Below are 22,335 nucleotides of genomic sequence, written 5' to 3'. Positions count from 1 at the left end.
TTGAGAGAGGCTTCCACGACGGAAACGTTTTGGGGGCCTTTTTCTTTTGTCGCGGTCTCTCCTCTTGACCAATTAACGAGTGTCTCGATCACACCTCTTGGTGAGTTGGATCGGAATGATTGTTGTATTCGCTTAGAAGATCAGGCATTCGGTCCGCCAGCCAGCGCGCGAAAGCGCGTTCCTGCTTCGGGATTGAGACCGTAGTTCCAGCCGAATTACTCTTCATGCGGCCAAAAACTCGGCCACCCACGGCGAAGTCAACAATCTCTTCAGCTGGTTCCGCAGTCACTTTGTCGGCTGCAGCACTTGCAGCTCGTATCGCTTGGGCAATACGGCTGGAACTGTCAGCGCCTCGAAACTCGACCGTGTCGATTATCTTGCGAACACGTGCTGCGCTGCTCGGATCTTTCAGCAACTCGGCAAATGCGGTCCATTTCGGGCGACCAACTCCTTTTGCTCTGCCGATCGCAAGAATGATGTCTTCGGGAACCGCCTCCGTCACTCGAAACAGATGCGATATTGCCGCTTCTGAAGCTCCCAAGATTGGGCACATGGCGCGATGGGAAAGGCCAGCACTTTTGAGCTGTACTGCCCACATTGCCTGCTCGATCCAGGTCAAGTTTTCCCGAACACCATTCTCAAGCGATTGCTCTTCAATCAATTGCCGATCGGAAAGCTCTCGAACATACGCTCGAATCTTTATGGTCTCCGGGCGATCCGCTTCTGCCATTATGGCCTTGATCGCCGCCCATCGACGGTAACCGTAGGCAAGCTGGTAATGATCCGGTTTCGTCGGATGCGGCCGAACGAGAACCGGAATTTTTTGGCCTTCGCTTGCGATAGAAACCTTAAGCGCCTCGAGCTCTTTGGCCGCATCTTCGTCGTTGCCAAAGCGATCTCTATAGGGGGAGCGGTCGATACGGTCAGGGTCGAGTGAAATGACACTATCTTCGGTGAGCTGTGTCAGTGCTCGACCCACATTGGAAATGACCGGTGAAGAGTGCCGCCGCGCCAGCGAGGGCTTGTCAGACGCGTCCGACACCACAGTAGATTCTGTCCGGTTTTCGGCGGCCGCCATTCGCTGAAGGATGCTTTTCTTCATGTGCTACGTCCCCAAACTTTGTGAACGAGGTCGAGGATTTCGGAGTTAACTCGATCAGCGCTCTCAATTGCACGCTTCAACGCTTCACGACCGACCTCGCCCGACTCGAGCTCGTATAGTGTCTTCTTCGCTACCGCTGCACCGGCGATTGCCGTCGATTCTAGCGCCTCCGCAACCAGTACATCATCACCAAACAATCGGCGCATGACTCCAGACATGTACTTCTGAGGCCCGTCATTCGGGTTCACGCGGGTGAGCAGGAAACGAAAAAAGTCATGCTCAAATTTTGCTCCAAACTGCCCCAGCACCTCCGATAGATCGGAGATCATGATCAGGAACTGATTGCATGATGCAACGTCGAGCATCGCCGGGTGAACGGTAATGATCAAGGACGTGGCTGCGTAAAGAGCGGCGAGCGTCGAGTATCCAAGGGACGGTGGGGTGTCGATGATAACGATATCGTATCGATCATCGACGCGGCCCAGGGCACTGCTTAACCGCTCGAAAAACAAACCCAAGTCATCTCTGGTTTTCGAGGTCAGATAGGACGGGGTATCAAACTCAAAGTCCATTAGCTCCAGATTGCCAGGAACTAGATCGACACCCGGGAAATAGGTTGGCCGGATCACTTCAGCGAGCGGCCGCCTCTCATTGTCATATCGAATGGCTGCATAGGCTGTTTGGTTCTCGCCGAGATCGAACTCGGGCTGAATACCAAATAGCGCAGTCATCGATGCTTGCGGATCAAGATCCAGACACAGGACCCGATAACCCTGAAGCCCTAGAAAATGTGCGAGATGGATAGAAGTGGTTGTCTTGGAACTACCACCTTTAAAATTCGCCGTAGCAATTACCTGAAGCTTTTCGCCTTTGCGACGATGCGGAAGCAACTCGCCAGCTTCGTCCGGACGAAGTTCGGCCAGGAATGCCCTAAGTTCCTTGACCTGTTCTATCGTGTAGGTTCGCCTGTTGTTTTCTGCACGCTCGGGCAAAGGCCCCTTCCCTTCCAGCGTCAACTGGCGAAGAGTACTTTCCGGAACCTTGAGTAGCCTCACTAGGTCAAGGGTTGAGAATGTCCGACCAAATGTTTTCTGCGCAGAGGGTGGATAAACAGCCTCACGCATATCGTTCAGCTCCGCAGAGAGTTTCGAGGTGTAGACCCCGATCTTCGACGCAGTGTCTCTGACGCTCTGAGAAGCTGGCTGCAACATTCAATCCTCTTGACGGTTCTGACCACTTTACGAGATCATTTCCGTCAGGGATGCCAGACTGACTCCGATTCTTCAAGGCGTTTTTCGTTAACAAGAAGTTAACGCATCAAGGATGCCCGACTTTACAGTTGTAAAGTTTTGGGTCGATGCGCATGAGGCCCGACAGTTATGCCAAGGCCCCTACCCTGTAGAAGAGCTGAACTGTCGCAGATAGTCAGCGACTGCCTGAGCCTTCGCGGCGGCAGTGATTACTGCACGTGAATCCTGCTTGAGCACCTTGAGCCAGTTTTCAACGTAAGTCGCGGTGTTGTCTCGCGGATCATGCTCGATGCCAAGATCGGCGCAGACGAACGCGGCTGAGATCTCGGCAACAAGCTCCTCCATGGCGTAGGCCTCACTGCCGAACCGCCCACTCAGGTCGCGGCCCAAACGTGCCTTTGCACCACTCCAATGAGAAATTTCATGAAGAACAGTGCTGTAAAGGTGAACCTCGCTGAGGAACCGCCCCCGATCTGGAATCAGAATGTCATCGAGACCAGGGCGATAACAAGCCTGCTTGCCGCCGTAGGTGATCTTCGCGCCAGTGCGATCTATGAAGGATTCGACGTTTTCGAGAACTGGAACGGCATCCATTGGCACATCATCGGCCGGGCTCTTGAAGCGGTCAGGCAGGTTGTCAATCTGCTCGACGTTGAAGACGGTGTAGCCCTTGAGATAGGGGACTGCGCGATCGTCCGCCTCCTGCTCCTTCGGCGTGAAGGTGCCGTACTTGACGACGAGGGTTCCTTGTTCGCCCTTGCGGACCTGAGCGCCAAGCTCCTGAGCCTGCCGGTAAGTCATCCATGTGTTTTCGTCGTAGCCGGCGAGTTGCCCGGAGAGCCACAGCATGACCACGTTGATGCCGCGATAGGCTTCGCCGGAGGCGCGGAGCGGCGTAGCCGACCTGCGGCTGTTTCCGCGCCATGGCCGGATCCAAGGCCTGGTGCCGGCCTCGAGCTGCTGAATGATGGTGTCGGTGATCCGCTGGTAGGTGTCCTTTACGCTCTGCATCGCCGTCTCCTGTTCGTTGGTTGACGGCAAAGATCCGGAGATAGCGAAACGACCCCATGCACCCGTAGGGCCGCAACGGAGTGTAGGACCGCGCACGCGGTTGAATGGGGGAGGAGCTATCGTAGTTTGTCCGTCAAATCATCCAACGGACAGGGGAGGGCGCAGAGCTCCGGCACCCCGGCCAATGACACAGGCTCACTGCAGCGACCGGGCCGCAGGTCAGCGCTCTCGGTCGTCTTGGTCGCGGTTTCGCTGGCGATCGGCAAGCTGCTGCGCTTCGATAGCCTTAAGCTCGGCGTTGATGTGCTGCGACTGAGGCTCTTGGGCCTTTTGCTGACCTGGCGGCGATTGGGCATCTTGAACCTGTTCCGGCCGCCCCAGAGTCTTGAAATCAGATCGAGCGGTGAACTTCACCTCCTCGTCGTCGGGAGGCATCCGCTCGGGAAGGTCAGCGCGGTCAACGGCCACAATCCCCCTGTCGGTCACGAGGCTCGCCACGCGATTGTCGTGCCCGAGAACCTGCCCTTCGATCACTTCGCCCGGGCGGGCCGTGCGGATGTTGTGCTCGAACGGGTTCTCGCCAGCCTGCTCAAGATCTGACATGGCACTGCGGATAGCCCCGCGGCGGTTAGGATCCATCGCATCCTGGATGAGATGCTTCATCGCCGGACTGGACGGATCATTGGTGGTCTCAATGGATGCCTCGATCATGCGAGGCTTGGTGATGACGGTAAGATCGATGTCATGACCGTAGGTGCGGCCCAACGAGACCACTAGCGCCTCGTTTGCCCTTCCATTGCCTTCTCGAAAAGCGTGAACGTAATTCAGCTTAGAAAGGACGTGGGCGGCCTTCTCGGCAAACTGCTCAGGTGTAGCGGCTTTAAGGCCCTGAACGTCTCTAGCAGGCCTCAGCGCCTCGTTGAGGCCCATTTCGATGCGCGAGCCGGGGAGGAAGGTCGTGTCGCCCTTCGAAAGCCCACCTACCGGCTCTACCCGCTGCCCATCGACGACAGGACTTTCATTTCGCGTATGTCCTGCCCATTCATAGACATCTTGAAAGATGTAGCCGTGCAGAGCCTTAAGATGCGCTGCGTCGTGATTCCCGGTCGGACCTTTTCCCTCAGCCAGCTCCGTTTGCCTCAAAGCCGTGAAAGCGTATTCGGCCTCACGCAGCGCCGAATGGCTTCTGATATCCAGCTTGTTCTTCAGAACATCCCTGAAATCCTTATCCTCTGAAGTGTTTGGATAGGTGTAGGAGCCTTTGGCTTCATCATCGCGGGCCAAGCGAAACCTCATGCAAAAAAGCCGCCTGAGACCACAGGCGGCCGCGAGAAATATCTAAGTGATGATTAAGCCCGCTTGAAGCGGGCCAACAACTCTTGGCGCATTTCCTCGGAAGTGATATCTCCCGCAACGTAACGGCCGTTTGCTTCTTCCAAAACCGGATCGCCAGTGTAACCCTGCCGCATATTGGCAGCACGAGCCTGATCGACGGCTTTCTGTCGGGCTGCAACAGCTTCCGGAGAGCGATCGGGGCGAGGGGCATGAACGTTCATTGGCAGAGCCTCCAGTTACTATTCAACTTAGCACAAAAAGAGCCGAATATCCAGCGAATGCGGGGTAAGCGGCTCTTTATGGTGGGAGCCCGATCAGAGATCGGGCCTCCCAGAGCGATCAATCGCGGGGTTCCCATTCGATGATGGCCTGCAGTGCCAGATCATCTTGGCCGGGGTAGCGGCCCAAGTTGGCGTTGAAACCGAGGCGCTTGATGGAGAGGGTGTAGTACGGCTTCCCTTCTCCGCTGGTCTTCTTCCAGATGCCGCCAACTTCGATGTCGTGGCCGCGAGGTGACTTGGCATAGACGCGATGCGTTGGAGCCTTATCGTTGGTGGAGTCGAACGGTGTAACCTTGATGTCCAGGTCCCGGTCGATTGTGGAGATGAGGCCGGTTCCCTTGGCGTTGTCGATGTCGTCATTGTCGAACTGGATGAAGTTGGTCATGCTCATGTTAATCACTCCTCTATGGTGGTTGCGATGATCGTTCATAAGGCACGGCGTAAAGCGGTGCGCACCGCAGGCCGGAGCGCAGCGAAGGAGGGTGGGCGGGGACAAATTTTTTTTCGCGAGGAAGCCGAAGGCGGGGAAAATTTGGAGACGAACGGCTTTGCGCCAGCCGTGTCGCCGTGCGAACGGGCATCAAGAGCAACCACTTTGGAGGTGTGGGGCCTGAGCGCTTGCAGCAATACGTCACCTCGACAAATGGGACATCGGCACAGGTCAAGGGCGGGATTGTGCTGACTGCAGCCGAACCAGCAGCCTGAAACAAGAGGCTGGGGTAACCAAGAGTTCCACCAAAACATGAGATCTCGCCATCTGTTGCCCATATCAGCGCCGCCAGTCGTTCAGTTGCAGGAATGGCTGCGGCGATAGGAGGAGGGCGATTCAACCTGAGCGCCCCACAAGCCTTGGCCTCGCTGTCGGGCTCTTGCCTCGGCGCGGCGATACTGGTCGAGATCGATCGGGTGAGATCTTGGCAGATAACGCAACAGGAGGCTGGCTTGGCCCGCCTTCACCATTTCGAGGCCAATATCCGAGTTGTCGATGAAGCACTGGCCGACAAGGCGTTTGTACTGGTCTCGATCGACTTCAACACAGCGGACATGCTTGCCATCGATCATGCGGGCGAGGAAGCGACGTGCCTCGATGCCGCACCTCCATATCGCGCCATTCTTGAAGCCGGTCTGATCGCGCTCACAAGCATCGATAGCCGCAATGCGGATCCTCTGTTGGCGGATGCTGAAGGTGTCTCCATCAATCACCCGCGCTCGGCCTGAATAGTCGGCCGCTGCAGAAGACGCGGTGAACAGAAGCGCGGCCAGCGCGGCTCCAACCAAGCGATTTTCTATCACGAGTGTGCCTCCATTGAGTTGCGGGCTGCCAGCCCAAATACGGAGCGGTTCAGATGAAGGTCTCCGCTCGCGGCACGGTCGGTCATGGCCCGCAAATACCCACCCGGCGAGCTGATCTCGGCCCGCGTGTATTTCTCAAAGGTGAGAGCGATCGCAACGGCAGCCGCCTGCTGGCCCATTCGGTCCACGGCCCGCTGGCGCGCATCCTCGGACACGCCGGCGACGCGGCAAAGTTTGGGAGCGATCCGGTCCAGGTCCGCCCAACTACGCGGGGGCTGGTAGCCATACTCGGCAAGGCTTGGCGTAGCCCGCCACACATCTTCCAGCGCCACAAGTGAAGGCCGCACTTGCAGTTGCCTATTGCTTTGGCGCAAACCGCTCCCCAGCCTTTCTTCAAAAGCCCCCTTGCTGGCGGAGCCAGCCTTTGGCGAACTGACTTGTTCGGCGTTAGCCGAACGCCGTTCATTATTACGAGGTTCAAAAGGATTGGGGGTTGTAATCTGTATGTGCATGTCGTTTTTGACATCCGTGCATGTCATATTTGCATCTATGTCAGAAGCTTGCGGGATCCGATTCACGTTGCGCAATCGGTCGCCAAGCCACTCCAAAAGCATTGTTGCCTTCCGGAGGACTTGGGCCGGTGCGTACCTGGCTGATCCGATGAAGGCAGCGATCTTCTCAACACGGGACCCGATCCGCCCGAGAATGACTTCCCCTCGATCGGTGGAGGACGCCAGAGCATATCTCGCGGCACGCAGAGCGTCCCGGAAGCGACGCGACGCGCTGTCGCGAACTCGAATCTCTTCCCGCTTCTGGCGCACCAGCTGATCAAGTTCATGGTGCCGAGCGATCAGGACACGCAGATCAATGCCGCAGGCGTCGGCAATATCTCCTTCACCGTCACGGATCGGGTAACGCTTGAAATTCGCACTGTCCTGCATGGTGACAAGGCCGAGGTCGTACAATCGGGAGAGAATCCGGCTTACGCGCCCTGGCGACTTGTTGATGTCATAGCCGAGCTGTCGGTTCGACTTGTAGACGATCGGCCGCCCTCCTTTGTCGAAGGCGTCTGCCTTGGCGGTCGTGATGATTGCTTCCAGCAACGCATATTCTGCGGTCGTAATCATCCCGATTGTCATCAGGTTTTTTGCAAGTACCGCAAGCTGCCCGCGCGTCACCGTTCCGATTTCCGTTGACTGCGCCAGTCGCCGGAATTCGGCTCGCTCCTTCGTCATTCTGCGACCTGTCGGCCGCTTGTGTTGTGTGGGTTCCCCCATCGTCCGTCTCCTGTCAGAGGCCAGACAAAGCTCCGCCGTTCACCGAAAAGGTGTTTTGATTATTGACATCGGAGGGGAGGTCTGCGAGAACGATTTTGGCTTATTATTACCGAACTGCAGACCGCTTCCGGATTCTTCGGGAGCGGTTTTTCTTTTCTGGGCCGGGTGTGATCTCCAAAAAGCTGTTAGAATGTGTGAGTCGGAATCGGTTACGGTTCCGCTCGTTACGATTTGTAGCCTGAGATACCGAATTGATGCAAGTTGACACATTTCCGCGCTGCTGCGCTGGTTCAGCCGACATCTGAAATAACGCTTACATTTCAATTTCTTAGCATGCTTTTTCGCCTCTTCCCTCTCTTCACGCTGAAATCTGGAACGTTTCCAGAGTAGGATTTACCCCCCGTTATTGTTGGGGAAATTCAACCGGGTGGGGAGGAGAGTTTGAGAGGAGGGGGCGAGGGCCTCCTCTCAACAAGCGGCCTGATCTGCCGTCCCCCGATACGTTTCTGCCTCCCAGGCACCTGCGAAAGCGCCCGCATTGGCTCGATGCCAAGGCGGGCGCTAAAGTGCGATCTAGAAGCAGGCTCAGCCGCGCTGAGCAGCATCCTCAAGATAGGTCGGCGGTAGATCGAAGGCCTTTAGCGCTGCATCGAGTGCTTTTTGCACATCATCCCAATCAACATGCTCCGGGTCGCTCAGGTAGGCGTTGATTAGCTGACAGCAGCTTTCGGCGGCAAGGGTCGGATCAGGTTCGGAATCGAGCATGGCTTATCCTCTGGAATGGGGGAGCCGGTCACGCTGGAGGACGTGACCGGGGACAAGCAGCGGCGGGATTATTCCGCTGCCATCGGGAACGAGTGTTCCTTCTTTTCCTCAGAGGTTTCAGCCTCACCCTCTGCGTTGGGGTCTGACCCGATCCGAACGTGAGGCGGAAGCCAACCGCTGTCCTGGATGGACTTGGCGGCATACTCCGCAGCCTCGCCCTTCTTCATGTTGCAGACACCGGCGGCGAAATCCTCGCCACGCACCTCGGCAACAACGGCTTGAATGGTCGGTCTGTTGACATGGCTGAAATAGCTTTCCGCCGTAGTTTCAAACCAGTCACGCATGTCCACATTCAATGCGCAGCCCATCTGGTCGGCATGTGCCAGCGCTTGGCTGCGACTGCTGAACTTCTTCTCAACCGCATTGACGGAATGGGCGGCGGCATAGGCCAGAAGCTGCAACAATTCGCTTTGCGATTGATCCATCAGCCATTCCCAAAGGTCAGCAGGATCGCCGGGAAGCCGGTGCCCATAGTTTTCCTTAAGGCTTCCCCACGCCTCGAGGGCCTTGTTCTCGGCGGGACGCTTCATCGAACCGTCCAGCACTTCATGAGTGACAGAGATTTCAAGCGCGCTCTGGTGGCCGGGAATGCCCCATTCCGTGCGATACTGCACTTTGAGCAACATCGCGTGGACGACCGCGACAAGCGCAATGTCGGGATTGTTTGCCAGCTCGACACGAAGTGCCGCCGTCTTCTGAGCGGTCAGGTCTTCAATCAATGCGGCTGAATGGGTCAGCCCCTTAGATTTCGAAGCGCCGTCAGCCTCCTCGGTCGCCCCGCCTTGCTTTCCTTCCGTGGCCTCGGCCTTCTTCTTGTCCTCGTGGCGGACAAAGCCTCTCAGCACCGACAACTTGCCCCAATGGTCGATTGTGACGATTGCCCCTGCCATTGCGAGGTCTTCGCTGCGATAGGCTTCTTCGCGCTTCTGCAGGACGGCAATTTCCTGCTCGACGGCGGACAAGGCGGCCTCTGCACCTTCATCCTCCTGATCCGCATCGATCTGCGCCGCCAGTTCGTCATAGCGCTCAGTCAGTGCGTCAAGCTTGGCTTGATCCTCGTCGCTTAGGTCCAAGCGCTGCGGGTAAACCCGGGCCATCTGATAGATGTTATCCGGCTGCTGAGCGCACCACTCGACCCATTTCCAGCCTTCGGCCTTCACGGCTTCCGCCTCGATCTCCAACTTCTCGGCAACCAGCTTTTCAAGCAAGCCGCTATCGCATGCAAAGCCTCCTCCCTGCTCGACAAACAGGTCGCGGCGCACTGGACCGCCCGCCGCCTCATAAACCTCTAACCCGCCGATCAGCGCGAGCCGCTTGTCGCTTGCGGGGACTTCATCCACGGCGAGCCGGCGCTTGATTGTGTTGGCGCTGCGATCCCATGAGGGGAGGGCATTCCAAACCTCTTCCTGTCGAGCGTGATCGTCGGTGATGGTGAAGGCGGCAAGCTGCTCAAAGGTCATATCCTCGGCGCGGAACGCCGAGAACAGGACAGGGGAAACCTTCGCCAGCGCAAGACGGCGGTTGACGATGATTTCGGTTGTCCCGAAACGGGCGGCGATGTCCTTGATGGACTTGCCCTCATCGAACAACGCTTTGAATGCCTCGAACTGGTCCGCCGGGTGCATGGCCTCCCGCATGACGTTCTCGGTCAGGCTTAACTCCGTTGCGTCACCCGCCTCCCGGACAATGACGTTCACGGCGTAGTCGGCCCCGATCTCGCCGCGTTCGGCGAGAAGATTGAGGGCTGCGAGGCGGCGACCGCCGGCCGTCACGAGGTATCGGCCTTTGGGAGCTTTGCGCACCACAAGGTTTTGAATAATGCCATTGGCGAGAATGGACGCCGACAGGCTCTCGATGCTCTCCTTGGTGTAGGTCTTGCGGACGTTTTTGGGGTCTGCGTTCAGCTTGTTCAGTGCTACCGCGATGATGTCGCTCATGGTTCCTTGCTCCAGTTTTTCCCGTTTCCCTTGGGAGCAAGCCCCGCTAGTGGGCGAAGCCTCTGCCTTCGTTTTCGAAGGATGTGCCCCCACATCCGGCGGAACGAAGGGGGAGGGCTTGAGCCCGCTCCCGTTAGGACGCGGATCGGGTCATGGGGCGGGAGGAAGGAAAAACGGAAGGTTTGCCGGCCTGACGGCGAAAGCCGTTTTTCCTGACGAGCGACAGCGCTTGCGCGCTTGCCCATTGGCGCGATCGGCGACCTATCGTAAGAGCGGTACAGGGCAGGGTAGATGGGCGGCCGACCCTGGCCGCTCCTTTCGGATGCGAACCGGCGACGCCGGTTCTCCGTCTTCTGATACAGGTTATAACACGACGGATCTGCCCGCTGCGCTCCGAGTGATGAGCGCTCCGCTCCTCGAGCAGCTCTCCATTTCAACTTGATTCAACATGTCGATAGCGGTCGCTATCCCAGTCCCTGACGAAGATAGAGAGACAGAGCGACAGGCAAGTCTTGGGCGCGATGCTGGCTACGAGCTTTTGCAGGGATATCTGACCGGCTGGCGTTTCGCTAGAACTCCGAAGGCTGGACAAGGCATCCCAGTGCGGACGCAGCAGTACGGTGTACGGCATAGACGCGCTTGGCTTTTTTTTGGGCGTTTGCCCACGCTTCGTGCAAAAGAAACCACGAAATTAGCGAAGCGTAAACAAGTGGCCCTTAAATATCGCATTCGGTGACTGTGCTCCGTCCGAAGTCGTTAAAAACGCTTCTTCGATGGGCCTCACCTCAAATGCGGCTTGCCGCATTTGAAATGTCGACGGGGACATTCGTTGGGAAGGGATCATTATGACCATCAGGGTCAAGCTTCTTGCCTGCATTTCGTTGCTCACCGCAGCATTGATAACCATCACGGGTTTCAGCTTTTACGCCCTTAAAAAGGAAGCGGAAATCGCCAACTCGATCGTTGCCGACAGGGTGTTGCCAATGGAGCAACTGAAGCGGATCGGCGATGGCTATGCCGTCAATATTGTTGATAGCGCTCACAAGGTGAGATCTGGCGCGCTCTCTCCTCAAGATGGCTTGAGTAATATAGACGCGGCGCTGGCCTCCATCGATGCGCACTGGAAGGAGTACACATCGACGGTGCTGACCGCAGAAGAGAAGCAAATTGCCGATCACTTCGTGCAGGTCAAGGGAGAGGCAAACGAAGGAGTGCAGTTGCTGAGACAGATTCTGGTTTCCCGCGACAGTGCTGCGCTCTCAGAATTCGTTGAGCAGAGGCTCTACCCGACTATTGATCCCCTCGGCACCGATATCTCGAAACTGATCGATCTGCAGATCGAGGTCTCAAAGCAGGACCTCGCTAAAGGCAATGAGCTGGCATCGCTTTTGACAGCCGGCATGACGATACTCACGGTCTTCGGGGCCGCTGTTGCCGCATTCTCCACTTGGACCGTATTGAGAGGCGTAATTCGCCCCGTGAACTCCATCACCGCGGCGATGTCCGATCTCGCGAATGGAAACCTTCAAGTCCAAATCTACGGCCAGGGCCGTCGGGACGAAATCGGCAAGATGGCCTCCACCGTTGCCATATTCCGAGACAATGCCCAAGAACGTGTGCGCCTTGAACAGGAAGCTGAGGCAAATCGTTCACTCAGCGAGCAGGAGCGTCTCGAGCGTGAGCAGCAGCAGGCTCGCGAAGCCGCAGAAGTGCGGTTCGCCGTTGAGAGCATCGGCCACGCCCTCAACGAGCTCTCAAATGGCAAACTGAATTACCGGATAGATGCCGTCTTTTCAGAGCGACTGGATCAGGTTCGCTTAGACTTCAACGAAGCCGTTGCTAAGCTCGAGGATGCGATGCGCCGGGTCGGCCAAAATGCGCAAGCCATCGCGGCCGGCTCCAATCAGATCCGCGCGGCGGCCGACGACCTTTCAAAGCGAACGGAACAGCAAGCGGCATCTGTAGAGGAAACTGCAGCAGCGCTTGAGCAGATCACCACAACGGTCTCCGATTCCAGTCGCCGCGCCGAAGAAGCTGGAAAGCAGGTCCAAGAAACACGGCAGTCTGCCGAGCGCTCCGGAGAGATCGTCAATCGTGCTGTTCATGCAATGCAGGAGATTGAATCCTCGTCGCGCGAAATCTCAAGCATTATCGGTGTAATCGACGAGATCGCCTTCCAGACGAACCTGCTGGCGCTCAACGCTGGGGTCGAGGCGGCGCGCGCTGGTGAGGCTGGCAAGGGCTTTGCTGTCGTCGCCCAAGAGGTGCGAGAACTTGCTCAGCGATCCGCCTCCGCGGCGAAAGAAATCAAGACTTTGATCTCGAAGTCTGGCGAGCAGGTGGAGAACGGCGTACATCTCGTCACAGAAACGGGCAGGGCGCTTGAGCATATCGTGTCTCAGGTTCAGGCGGTCAGCGTCAATGTTACCGCAATCGTCGAGGGCGCCAAGGAGCAAGCGACGGGGCTGAAGGAAATCAATACAGCCGTCAATACAATGGACCAAGGCACGCAGCAGAATGCTGCGATGGTCGAGGAATCGACTGCAGCCAGCCATTCGTTGGCCAAGGAAGCAGAAGCTTTATTCCAGCTCATCGGACTTTTCGAAATCGGAAACTCGCAAAACAAGTCCATGCCAGCGGAACGTTCCTCGATGCCCCCGGCAAACACATCACCTGCACGCCGACTAATGAATCGTGTTGCCACCGCCGTCAGAGGGAATGCTGCAGTGAAATCCGAGGCGTGGGAGGATTTTTAAAGTCCTCCGTTCATAATAGTCGCGGGCCAGCTCGATCTGGTCCGCGTCCGCATTCCGGCAATGAAGGTTGCAGTCATGGAAGTTGATACCGAGCTGATCACAGGACGCATTCTTGGTCGTGGCTTGAACAGCCTACGCGTACGGTTCACCCTGATGATTGGGACTTTTTGCTCGATTGTTGCAGCACTCGTGTTCTACTTGCTGGAAGCCGGAAGCGATTTCACCCACACGTTGACGACTTTGGGCTACATTAAGCTGGTAGCTTCGATCGCTGCCGCTTCGGGGTTTACATATTATATGACTGGTCGGCTCACTCGGCCAATTCAGAACCTGAAAGCCAGTACGGAGGCTATTGCCTCAGGCGACTATAGCGCTGTTGTCACTGTGGACTGCAACTGTGAAGTCGGCGGCTTGGCCGAGAGCTTTCGCAAGATGGTGGCGCGCCTCAATGATAATGTGTCCAAGATCAACACATTGGCCTATGAAGACGGTGTTACCGGTCTTCCCAACCGCGCAGTACTGAGCGAGATCATCGACCGGAATCCTGATCTCAAGGGTCATGTGCTGTTCATCGACCTCGACCGGTTCAAACAAGTCAATGACCTCTATGGTCATCAGGTCGGTGACACTTTGCTTCAGATGGCTGCGACCAGAATGATGGTGGACGGCCTTGAAATCACTCTGGATGGGATGAACCGATGTCTCACTCCAGAGAGTGTCAATTTGGAATCGGCCGGATGTCGACTTCTGTTTCGATTTGCCGGTGACGAATTCGTTGTGCTGGTGACAGGTAGCGCAGGGGACAAAGACGTTACGGACATAGCTCAGCAGATCATTCGATCACTCGCTGAGCCGTTTGTGATCGGCGAACGACAAGTTCAGATTGGCGCGAGTGTTGGTATTGCCGTGCTTGGCGACGAAGCCGTTGATGCTGCTGACACCCTCAAGTACGCCGACATGGCTATGTACGAGGCGAAGAGCCGCGGTCGAGGAACCTACGCGTTTTTTGATGATCAAATGCGAGATAGGGCGACTGATCGCTGCGAGCTTGAACGTGACTTCCTCCATGCGATCGCCAACGACGAAATCATTGTCCACTATCAACCCAAGATCAATCTCGCCTCAAATAGTGTCGAAGGTTATGAAGCGCTGGTGAGGTGGGCGCATCCAACGCGGGGCCTGTTGTATCCCGGAAGCTTCCTTGATGTCGTAGGGACGGGTGATGGGCTGGAGCGGATTGGACGCAAGGTGATGTCGATTGTCGCGACCGATATCCCAAAACTTCGTGCATCGGGAATTTCGTGCCGCGTTGCAGTCAACGTGTGTCCAACTCAATTCGCGGATGATGAGTTTGCCGATCGGCTCACCGACTATGTGAAGTCGCTCGGTGTCGCGCCTAGTAATTTCGAGCTGGAGGTCACGGAAGCTGTCGCGATGTTAGATGTTGAGAAGGCGAGAAAACATCTGCTCGCTCTGAAACGCGCCGGTTTCAAACTGTCCATCGATGACTTCGGGATGGGATTTTCCAACCTGGCCCAGCTGTCCAAGCTCCCCTATGACAGCCTCAAGATCGATCGTTCGCTCATCTCTGACATTGTGACGAATCACGATAGCCGGATCATTGTGTCGGCGATAGTTTCGATGGCTCACGGCCTTGGGCACACCGTTGTTGCCGAAGGCGTCGAGACCGCAACGCAGCTAGAGATCTTGCGGCTGCTCGGCTGCGATACGTTGCAGGGATACTATTTGGGAATCCCAGTGCCGTTTATTGACCTAATTGCCGAGGCCAGCAGGCCTACAGAGCCTGTAGCGGCCGTCGGTTTCTGAGGGGATTCCATCTCTGGTGGGGCTGAGCATGAAGTGGCGAACCGTCTTTTTGTGGGGATTGTCGGTAGTTTGCTGTATTCAGCTGCTCAAACTCGGTTTGGTTGTGTTTGATGAGCCCGATGCAGACGTAAAGATTGTCGAGGACACCTCTCACATCACCGCCGGACACAACTAGCACGAGGTAAGGCTCGCAGCGCCTTACCCCGGGATCACGGCAACAGTGGACTTGCTGGCCATCTGGTTCTTCCTCAGCAAGCGTACTAGCCTTAATAGCCGCGAGCATCCAACAACTGCTGCGGAATATCGCCACCCCTGCCAGTACCTTGCTCTTGGACGATCCATTGTATTTGAGCATTGCATCAAGCAGCCTGCTCGCTATGGTGTGTCTGGCCATGCCAAGCTTTGGGAGGCAGAGGCGAGCCGAGCTTGGACCGAAACTGATGCAGCCCCCGCCGCTTGGGACTCCCAGGAGCGGCTTTTGACCCGCCACTTACGGCGGGTCTTTTTTGGGGATCAGACCGCAGACCCGGCTTTCGGACCATTACGCCTGCCCAGAGGCAGATCCTCGACACCGGACATAAAGGCCTCATAGCGCAATATCGGAACTCCTGCCACTCGTCCTGCTTGAGCGCTGCACTTCCATGCGTCTGCGCCGGGCGTTCTATTCCATGATAGGCCGTACCCTGCGGGGCAGGGTGCGGCCGTACCTCACTGAGGCTTGTTGTCGTTTCCGGCCTTGCCGTTGAACTCGACCTTGGCGAGGAGCGGAAGCATCACGGCGATGGAGAACCGAAGTTGGCCCTTATGGGACAACTTCGCGATTTGCCGGTTGATAAACTGGCGAAGGCGACGGCCGGTTTTCTGGCAGAAGGTTACGAGCGTTTTCATCAGAGGTTCCTCCTTAGTGGTTGTGCGTAATCGCGAAGCTCGAATACGGCTGGAACCGCCGAGTGCATCGCGTAGCGATCGCAACAGAGCGAAGCGGAGGGGAGAACCCTTTAGGGTTGCACGCTAAGGCGGGGCCTGCCGTATCGTGCGCAGGATTAGATTGCGTACGGCCACTAAGGAGCGGCCTGAAAACGCGGCCTTCGTAGCCCCGGCCGTCGCCTTCGCCTTCAACCGGCAAATCGCCATCCGGCCGCCAGGTCGGATCTCCATCGCCGTGATGCTGCAGCGGTGGGGAGCTGACATCGACGCTCTGGCTGGAAACGACAACAAGTCTCAGGGAGCCGCCCAGCTTGCGGGGCGCTTCCGTCGTGAGGGGGAAGGGAAGTTTGAGGGGAGGGGCCGAAGGGGGCTCCCCTCATTGCGGTTGGGTGCCGCTCGATGCGGCGCTCAATCGCTCCTAAGCCTGAGTGGCGCCGCGCTTGCGTAACAGAAACCGCTTCAAGCTCCATCCGGCTCGCAAGATGTAGGGTGGCCGCCCAAGAGAGTAGTGCCCGCAATTCAGCCGCAGCACGCTCACTCCGGCTCCGGCGTTCTCCAGCCTTCCGAGCAGCCGTTCGGACAGGTCCGGCAGAACAACCGAATCCCTCGACGCCAGAATCACCAGAAGTTCGAGGCCTGGCCGCGCCAGCCTGTCTGGCTGGTTTTCGAGATTGAGCGGTGCCCACGCTCTTTGCAGTTGGGCAAGCGTAAGATGCGGCTCGAGGCTTGTCCGGATCGAGCGGGTTGCGCGCCCGGTCCATACCATTTCAGCAAGGCTCCCTGCCGTGAGGAACATAGACGCCCGCGAGACGGCGGGTTCATACGCCGCGACCAATCCTGCAACCCAAGATCCAAGGCTCATCCCGAGAACGGAAACATCCCGATAGCCTTGGCGCTTTAGCCAGCCGATAAGCTTACGCCCGTCCCATACCGCCTGTTTGACGGCTTGCATCGTGCGGCCGAGATTGGCGCTGAGCATGTAATCGGCATAGAGCGATCCGGGCCGCTTGCGTTCCAAGTGGTAGGGCATGGCGATCTCAATAACCGTGATCCCCTGCCAGGAAAGGAACCCGGCGATCTGCCGGTTCCGACTGGTCGCGTTCCAGTGATGGAAGATCACGACTGCCTGATCGCGTTTTCCGCTCTCGGTGATCCTGGCCCACACGATGTTGTTTTCAGCAACATCGGTTGAAACGTCCGAAGGGAATGTCAGCCAGCCATTCCGCAGCTCGAAGCTATGATCGCTCGCATCAGGCGGCTCAAAAAAGTCCGGGTCAGCGGCGGCCGTTTCCGCGAGAACGCAAAACTCCTCTACCGTTTCAGCCGCCCCCATGCCGGGAAATGCACGATCGGCGTCCAGAATGAAGTCCGTGATCTTCTTGGCCTCTTCGCCGCGCTGTGCGCGACCCTCGTCCCAACGATCCAGCCAATTATGAAACACGGCTGTCGCCTCTTATCTCACGGGCACGCCAAGCTGGCTCAAACGCCGGATCAAATAGACCATAGGTCGCAATGAGTGCGGTAACGATTAGCAAAACAGAGAAACCATCGAACGCGTCGATCAACATGTATGAGACGAAAAGCAAACCGATCACCGCAGACATCTTCCACAGGGGGGAACGAAGCCGCCTATCATCCCCCAAGCGGATTGCTCCATACACAAAGACGCTGCAGGTCGAAAGCACGACGAGCAAGCTGCTGTAGTGTGTGGGCATGATGTAATCGAAGGTCCTATCTCCATCGTCGTAATCTGCCAGCGCAGCCCAGACATCGCGGACCAGCCATGTCACGAAATCCGGGCCCTGCGATGCAAGATAGGCACTTTGTGCCTTCATGCAGATGGCAGCAAGGACGACGAGCACGGAACATCTGAAGACCCCGAGCATGATCCGCAGACCGATTTCACTGGTGTCCGGCCAGGCTCTCTGCTCGCCAAGGAGTTCAGTTCCGCGTTTAAGCTTCCATAGATCATGGATGATCGTATGCAGCAGGATCAGGCCAGCGAACAGCAGGTAGAAGCTTGTGGACATGTAGAGATAGGCAAGGGCGGTAAATACGATTGCCGCCGGCGTCGATAGGATATCCGGCCTGATGATACCGATCGTCCCCCAGCTTGGGGCAAAATCCTGCGCTTGCTCAAGCAGAGGGATAAGCTGCACGCCGATCCATTGCACCACGCCCGCGAATAGTATGCAGATCAGGAAAACTGCCCAATAGGTCTGTGAGTTGGCCTGCAAATGTAGCGTCCAGGCGTCGCCGCTTCTAACACGATCAGCCTCCGCCAGTAGCCTGAGCCGGCCATCATGCTTCCAGAAACCCAGAAGCTCGATGACGACGGCGAAAAACAGTGGCAACAGCACCATGAACAGGAAGGTCCAGTTCGGTGCCCAAAGGAAGCCAACCTGCTTCTCGATACCATCCGCGCGTACATAGGTGATGCTGTGGATCCCCAAAATGTAAGAGAGGAATCCGAGGGCGGACGAACCGGCGAAAATCCAGGCCGGCAAGTTCAGATGTGATCCGTGCGAGAAAATCGCCTCGGTCTTGAATGCCAATCCCCTTGGCCGCACCGCTGGCATGGTTTGAAGGTCCACCGAGACGACGGGCGTTAGCGGAACCTGGTTTTTTTCTGGCGCTGACGTGTCAGGCACACGCAGGGCAGTCGCAGTCGAGCCACCGGTCTTCTTTTGATCTCGCCGCCTGGCGGTCAGACGCGCTTGGGCCGAGCTGAGCTCATTCAGCCAATCATTCGTCGCCTCGCGATCGTCGCAACCGAAGATGCGCGCCAGCCAGCGAATGTTGGCCGGGCTGATGCCTTTGTCATTCTCCTGAAACCAGAGCTGGACGGTGCGAAGATCCACTCCGACACGGTTGGCGTCGATCTTTGAGATGGCATCCGCCAGTAGCTCCGGCGTCCACGGGCCTTGGGGAAAACCGTCTTCACCCAAGGGGCGTCCGGCACCCGCAGCAGCCATTTTCTTGAACAGTTCCTTGAAATCGCTTCCATCCGCCGGCGGCGGAACAAAAATCTTACCGTTTTTTTCCAATGACTTACAGCCCAAGATTTCGTCTTGTTTCGTATCCTATCGTGCGTTGTGGACGATTTGATGGTCTGAGACGATCCCCAATGCAACTAGATCGGTGAGGCATCCGCCATGCTACTGTCGTCATCCAGTTCGCGTTCGTCCCGTGAAGCAATTGCCGCTCGATGCACCAAAACGGCTCCGGCATTGTCCACGTCCAGGAGAGTAGTAACGGAGATCGCAGCTGGTGCGACAGGAGAAAAACCTTCGCTTCGTGAGCTGATCGATCAGCATTCAGCGGCAGTTCAAGGGGGGAAAAAGGCGAAGGCGAGCCGCCAGGCAATCATCAATTATGAGCCAAAAGGCGACGGTGAAGCATATCTGAAGCTGACCTATCTGGCCGGTTATCTGATCGCGACCAGGAGCTCATTATCGATCCAAGAGCTGAAGTCGATTTCTGAGAACTCTGGCGCTCGTGGACGCCCCTGACGTTCCGATCCCGGCCTCGCTTCAGCGGCAGCAATCGGGCGGGAGGGGAGCCGAGGGGAGGGGCACGGGCTCCCTTCGGGCAAACCGCAGCCCGCTCGATGCGGCCAGGTTCGCAACTGCCAAAATGGCTACGGGGCCAGTTCTTCCGAACCAGCCCCGCAGCAAAGCATCCAACAATTGTCAGCGTACCAATCCTAGCCGCTCGCCAAGGCTTGGCAGCGTCGGCGTTCCCGCTTCCTTTGTCATGGCGACGATGGCCTTCTGTGACAGCCCTTCGATCTCATAGCCAAAACGGCGCGCGCTCTCGATGATCGATTCAAGGCTTGGGTGCTGCTCAAGATGCGTCCCGAACCATAGGGCATATTCGTCGGTTTCCTCATCGGGAAACGCCTGCAGAAAGAAGGTGCGCAACGGCGGATCATAGCCGATCACGGCGTTCTCGTCGGTGTCTTCGTCGGTTTTCACGGTCACGGTGTAGCGGCTCAATGGTGTCCCTCCTGATGTCGGGCCGCATCGAAATGCGGTCCAGGTCCTATTTGAACAGCGGCATTGACCGCTTGTTGGTCAGGTTGGCGCGGTCGGTCTCAAAGCGGTAGCCGTCCCAACCCTTCCACGCTTCCCAACCTGCCGCGGTGGCGCGCCCATACCAGACGCGCACCTTGACCTTATTGTTTCCAAGGTCCTCGACAACCTCAACCGTGTGGCTCCCTCCTAAACCGGAGGGCGTGTCGAACACCTCAACGCTTCGGCGCTGGCCGTTGCTTTTCATGCTTCGCCTCCTACAGCCGGAAATGGGCAACCAAGCCATGATTGGCTCGGTGGCTTGCCAGTGCATAGGCGCACGCCTGCGCCAGAAGGTCGGGATTCTCTGTCATGCCCGACTTCGCGCGTCCCTTGATGTCGGCTTTCAAGTCGTCATCGCTGGTTCCAACGTGCATGTTTCCGACAATCCAGGCGTCCCGACACGAAAGTGATCGATCTGTCCGACATTTGAGAACGAATAAAGAACCGGCCCCGCCGTACAGCGTTCAGCCTGAAGCAGCAAGACGACTTCTGGATCTCAAATCTTAATGGTGTTTAGTTGTCAGGGGGACGGAAAGACGCCGGCTTTCACGTCTCCGTCAGGCTGGGCAGGAATACGTCGAACAACAGCGCGGCAGGTGCCATCCACTGATCCGGTGCATTGTAATTGCCGGTGGTGATGGCTAGGACAAAGTCAAAACCGGGGAAGACGAACAGTCGCTGCCCACCATTGCCGAAGGCAGCGATGAAACGCTCGCCATGGGTTCCTGTCTTGTCTGTTATCGCCTCCTCGCCGAGATACCAGAGATAACCGTAATGCATTCCCCGCCAGCCGATATCTACGATGGCGGCAGGTTCGAAGCTCTCATCAAGCCAGGATTTTGGAATGACACTGCGGCCTTGCCATTCACCGCCCTGCAGGATCACTTGCCCAATGCGGGCCAGTGAACGAGGCGACAGCCGTAGCCCCGATGCAGCCGATGGCTCACCGTCCTGCCCCCGGATCCATTCCGTGGTGTCGATGCCGAGGGGATCAAACAGCACTTCTTTCGCGAAGTCCGGTAAACTCTGGCCGGTGCCTCGCTCAATAATCTTGCCAATCAGCGCAACCGCCCCGCCGCTGTAAATCCACCCTCTTCCCGGTTTGGCAAGGATCGGCCGATCCAAGATGAAGCGATAGCGATCCGGCGCTTGCTCCATGGCAATCTCGCTATTGGCAGGATCGGTGTAGGGGGCGTCTTCGTTCCATTCCATGGCCAGCGTCATGGTCAGTGCATGACGAATGGTGATGCGCTCGCGTTCGGGATTACGGCCAAGATCAGCATATTCGGGAAACTGCGCGATGATCGGCTCGTCAAGCGCCGGCACTCGCCCCTTGGCAAGCGCAATACCGTAGAGCAGACCGACGATGCTTTTCGTAACGGATCTGATGTCGTGAAGGGTTTCCGGCCCGAACTCCACATTTTCCAGGGGCTGCCCCCACTTCATGTCATTGCCGTTGAAATAACGTTCAAAGGCGATCCGACCGCCGCGCAAGGCGACAACTCCGTGCACACCCGATAGTTTTCCGCTTTTCGCCAAATCATCGAAACGCGTTACGGGGTCGGATTTGAACTCTGTCTCACCCGAAGCGGCAACCTGCCAATCGGTATGCTTTCCGTCCGCGATGGCTGGGGTCGTACTGACCATTATCGTTGCTCCCATGTACTTGAGGATCTCTCTGCGATTTTTTCGGATCGTCATTGGCAACCTATCAATTTCGCCGTCCAGCAAACCAGATTTCAGCTTCGACGACACCGCTATTTTTCAACTTTGAGAGCTTGGTAGAGTGCAGTTTTCCCAATTTTGATGCGGGCGGCCGCCTCCCGCACGTTAAGTCCTGCCGCCAGATGTTGGCGGGCCTTCGCAAGCTTTTCAGGTGTTACGACGGCTTGGCGGCCACCGCGGCGGCCCCGTGCCTCCGCGGCTTGCAGCCCGGCCCTCGTCCGTTCTCGTATCAGATCACGCTCAAACTGCGCCAAGGCCCCGAACAGATGGAACACCAGGCGGCCACCGGATGTCGTGGTGTCGATATTCTCGGTCAGGGAGCGGAAGCCGACACCTTTCGCTTCCAGTTCGGTGACGATCTCGATCAGGTGCTTCATCGATCGGCCGAGACGGTCGAGCTTCCAGACCGTCAGCGTATCGCCGTCACGCGCATAGCGGATAGCATCCGTTAGGCCGGGTCGGTCGGTCTTAACACCTGACGCTCTGTCCTCGAACAGCTTCTCGCAACCTGCTTTCCTCAATGCATCGAGCTGCAATGCCGTATCCTGGTCTTCCGTCGAGACCCTTGCATAGCCGATCGCGGTCATAACGTGCGACTTGTCCGTTTTCTGGTTCAATACGGACAATGTCCGATTTGCCGTTAAATAGCAATATTTGCGGACAAAACTTGTGGATGCCGTCAAACGTCCGTTTGGCGGACACTTATCTTAGGC

The 22,335-nt window shown here is 57.2% G+C and carries 20 protein-coding genes; 3 read left to right on the top strand and 17 right to left on the bottom strand.

What is annotated here, in order from left to right:
- Window positions 1–88 precede the first annotated feature (88 nt).
- From repB to QO005_RS20065, 10 genes are all read right to left on the bottom strand, one after another.
- Window positions 89–1,102: a plasmid partitioning protein RepB gene (repB, locus tag QO005_RS20110; RefSeq protein WP_307159801.1), complete on the bottom strand. Its 1,014-nt coding sequence runs from the start codon at window positions 1,100–1,102 to the stop codon at window positions 89–91.
- On the bottom strand, window positions 1,099–2,313 hold the full coding sequence (repA, locus tag QO005_RS20105) for a plasmid partitioning protein RepA (RefSeq protein ID WP_307159800.1): 1,215 nt from the start codon (window positions 2,311–2,313) through the stop codon (window positions 1,099–1,101). The genes repB and repA overlap by 4 nt, the downstream gene beginning before the upstream one ends.
- A gap of 180 nt (window positions 2,314–2,493) precedes the next feature.
- Window positions 2,494–3,363 (bottom strand): ArdC family protein, encoded by an 870-nt coding sequence (locus QO005_RS20100; RefSeq protein WP_307159799.1) that lies wholly within the window; start codon window positions 3,361–3,363, stop codon window positions 2,494–2,496.
- 219 nt (window positions 3,364–3,582) lie between these two features.
- Complete coding sequence (locus QO005_RS20095) at window positions 3,583–4,647, bottom strand: Fic/DOC family protein (RefSeq protein WP_307159798.1); 1,065 nt, start codon at window positions 4,645–4,647, stop codon at window positions 3,583–3,585.
- Between the two features lie 65 nt (window positions 4,648–4,712).
- Window positions 4,713–4,919, bottom strand: a complete 207-nt coding sequence (locus QO005_RS20090; protein ID WP_037093580.1) for an antitoxin VbhA family protein — start codon at window positions 4,917–4,919, stop codon at window positions 4,713–4,715.
- A gap of 118 nt (window positions 4,920–5,037) precedes the next feature.
- Window positions 5,038–5,370 carry a DUF736 family protein gene (locus tag QO005_RS20085; protein ID WP_307159797.1) on the bottom strand — a complete coding sequence of 111 codons (333 nt, stop codon included), beginning with the start codon at window positions 5,368–5,370 and terminating at the stop codon, window positions 5,038–5,040.
- 395 nt (window positions 5,371–5,765) lie between these two features.
- The gene (locus QO005_RS20080) at window positions 5,766–6,269 is read right to left on the bottom strand and encodes a thermonuclease family protein (protein WP_370878121.1); all 504 of its coding nucleotides are present in this window, start codon (window positions 6,267–6,269) and stop codon (window positions 5,766–5,768) included.
- Complete coding sequence (repC, locus tag QO005_RS20075) at window positions 6,269–7,549, bottom strand: plasmid replication protein RepC (protein ID WP_307159796.1); 1,281 nt, start codon at window positions 7,547–7,549, stop codon at window positions 6,269–6,271. Before repC ends, QO005_RS20080 begins: the two co-directional genes overlap by 1 nt.
- A 585-nt stretch (window positions 7,550–8,134) precedes the next feature.
- Window positions 8,135–8,314 (bottom strand): hypothetical protein, encoded by a 180-nt coding sequence (locus QO005_RS20070; protein WP_307159795.1) that lies wholly within the window; start codon window positions 8,312–8,314, stop codon window positions 8,135–8,137.
- A 68-nt stretch (window positions 8,315–8,382) separates the two neighbouring features.
- On the bottom strand, window positions 8,383–10,311 hold the full coding sequence (locus tag QO005_RS20065) for a ParB/RepB/Spo0J family partition protein (RefSeq protein WP_307159794.1): 1,929 nt from the start codon (window positions 10,309–10,311) through the stop codon (window positions 8,383–8,385).
- An 845-nt stretch (window positions 10,312–11,156) separates the two neighbouring features.
- Here QO005_RS20065 and QO005_RS20060 point away from each other — a divergent pair.
- A complete protein-coding gene (locus QO005_RS20060; RefSeq protein ID WP_234614024.1) occupies window positions 11,157–13,067 on the top strand; it encodes a HAMP domain-containing methyl-accepting chemotaxis protein in 1,911 nt (636 codons plus the stop codon).
- A gap of 75 nt (window positions 13,068–13,142) precedes the next feature.
- Window positions 13,143–14,894 carry a bifunctional diguanylate cyclase/phosphodiesterase gene (locus tag QO005_RS20055; RefSeq protein ID WP_185969776.1) on the top strand — a complete coding sequence of 584 codons (1,752 nt, stop codon included), beginning with the start codon at window positions 13,143–13,145 and terminating at the stop codon, window positions 14,892–14,894.
- A gap of 708 nt (window positions 14,895–15,602) precedes the next feature.
- On the opposite strand, the gene QO005_RS20050 is transcribed toward QO005_RS20055, so the two are convergent.
- The 3 genes from QO005_RS20050 to QO005_RS20040 all read right to left on the bottom strand — a co-directional run bounded on the left by QO005_RS20050 (window position 15,603) and on the right by QO005_RS20040 (window position 18,868).
- Window positions 15,603–15,782 (bottom strand): hypothetical protein, encoded by a 180-nt coding sequence (locus tag QO005_RS20050; RefSeq protein WP_307159793.1) that lies wholly within the window; start codon window positions 15,780–15,782, stop codon window positions 15,603–15,605.
- A gap of 457 nt (window positions 15,783–16,239) precedes the next feature.
- Entirely contained in the window at window positions 16,240–17,262 is a 1,023-nt protein-coding gene (locus tag QO005_RS20045) for an alpha/beta fold hydrolase (RefSeq protein ID WP_307159792.1), read from the bottom strand.
- Entirely contained in the window at window positions 17,252–18,868 is a 1,617-nt protein-coding gene (locus tag QO005_RS20040; protein WP_307159856.1) for an RcgA family putative transporter, read from the bottom strand. The genes QO005_RS20045 and QO005_RS20040 overlap by 11 nt, the downstream gene beginning before the upstream one ends.
- A 183-nt stretch (window positions 18,869–19,051) precedes the next feature.
- Here QO005_RS20040 and QO005_RS20035 point away from each other — a divergent pair, with 183 nt between their 5' ends.
- The gene (locus QO005_RS20035; RefSeq protein ID WP_307159791.1) at window positions 19,052–19,333 is read left to right on the top strand and encodes a hypothetical protein; all 282 of its coding nucleotides are present in this window, start codon (window positions 19,052–19,054) and stop codon (window positions 19,331–19,333) included.
- Window positions 19,334–19,513: 180 nt separating this feature from the next.
- On the opposite strand, the gene QO005_RS20030 is transcribed toward QO005_RS20035, so the two are convergent.
- From QO005_RS20030 to QO005_RS20015, 4 genes are all read right to left on the bottom strand, one after another.
- Window positions 19,514–19,819: a hypothetical protein gene (locus QO005_RS20030; protein ID WP_307159790.1), complete on the bottom strand. Its 306-nt coding sequence runs from the start codon at window positions 19,817–19,819 to the stop codon at window positions 19,514–19,516.
- Window positions 19,820–19,865: 46 nt separating this feature from the next.
- A complete protein-coding gene (locus QO005_RS20025; RefSeq protein ID WP_307159789.1) occupies window positions 19,866–20,102 on the bottom strand; it encodes a hypothetical protein in 237 nt (78 codons plus the stop codon).
- Between the two features lie 341 nt (window positions 20,103–20,443).
- The gene (locus tag QO005_RS20020) at window positions 20,444–21,652 is read right to left on the bottom strand and encodes a serine hydrolase domain-containing protein (protein WP_307159788.1); all 1,209 of its coding nucleotides are present in this window, start codon (window positions 21,650–21,652) and stop codon (window positions 20,444–20,446) included.
- A gap of 2 nt (window positions 21,653–21,654) precedes the next feature.
- Complete coding sequence (locus tag QO005_RS20015; protein WP_307159855.1) at window positions 21,655–22,209, bottom strand: recombinase family protein; 555 nt, start codon at window positions 22,207–22,209, stop codon at window positions 21,655–21,657.
- Between the last annotated feature and the right edge of the window lie 126 nt (window positions 22,210–22,335).

The sequence above is a fragment of the Allorhizobium paknamense genome (assembly GCF_030815125.1).
Taxonomy (GTDB): Bacteria; Pseudomonadota; Alphaproteobacteria; order Rhizobiales; family Rhizobiaceae; genus Allorhizobium; species Allorhizobium paknamense.
Note: the sequence above shows the minus strand (reverse complement) of the source record. Positions and strands in the feature narration are given on the sequence as shown.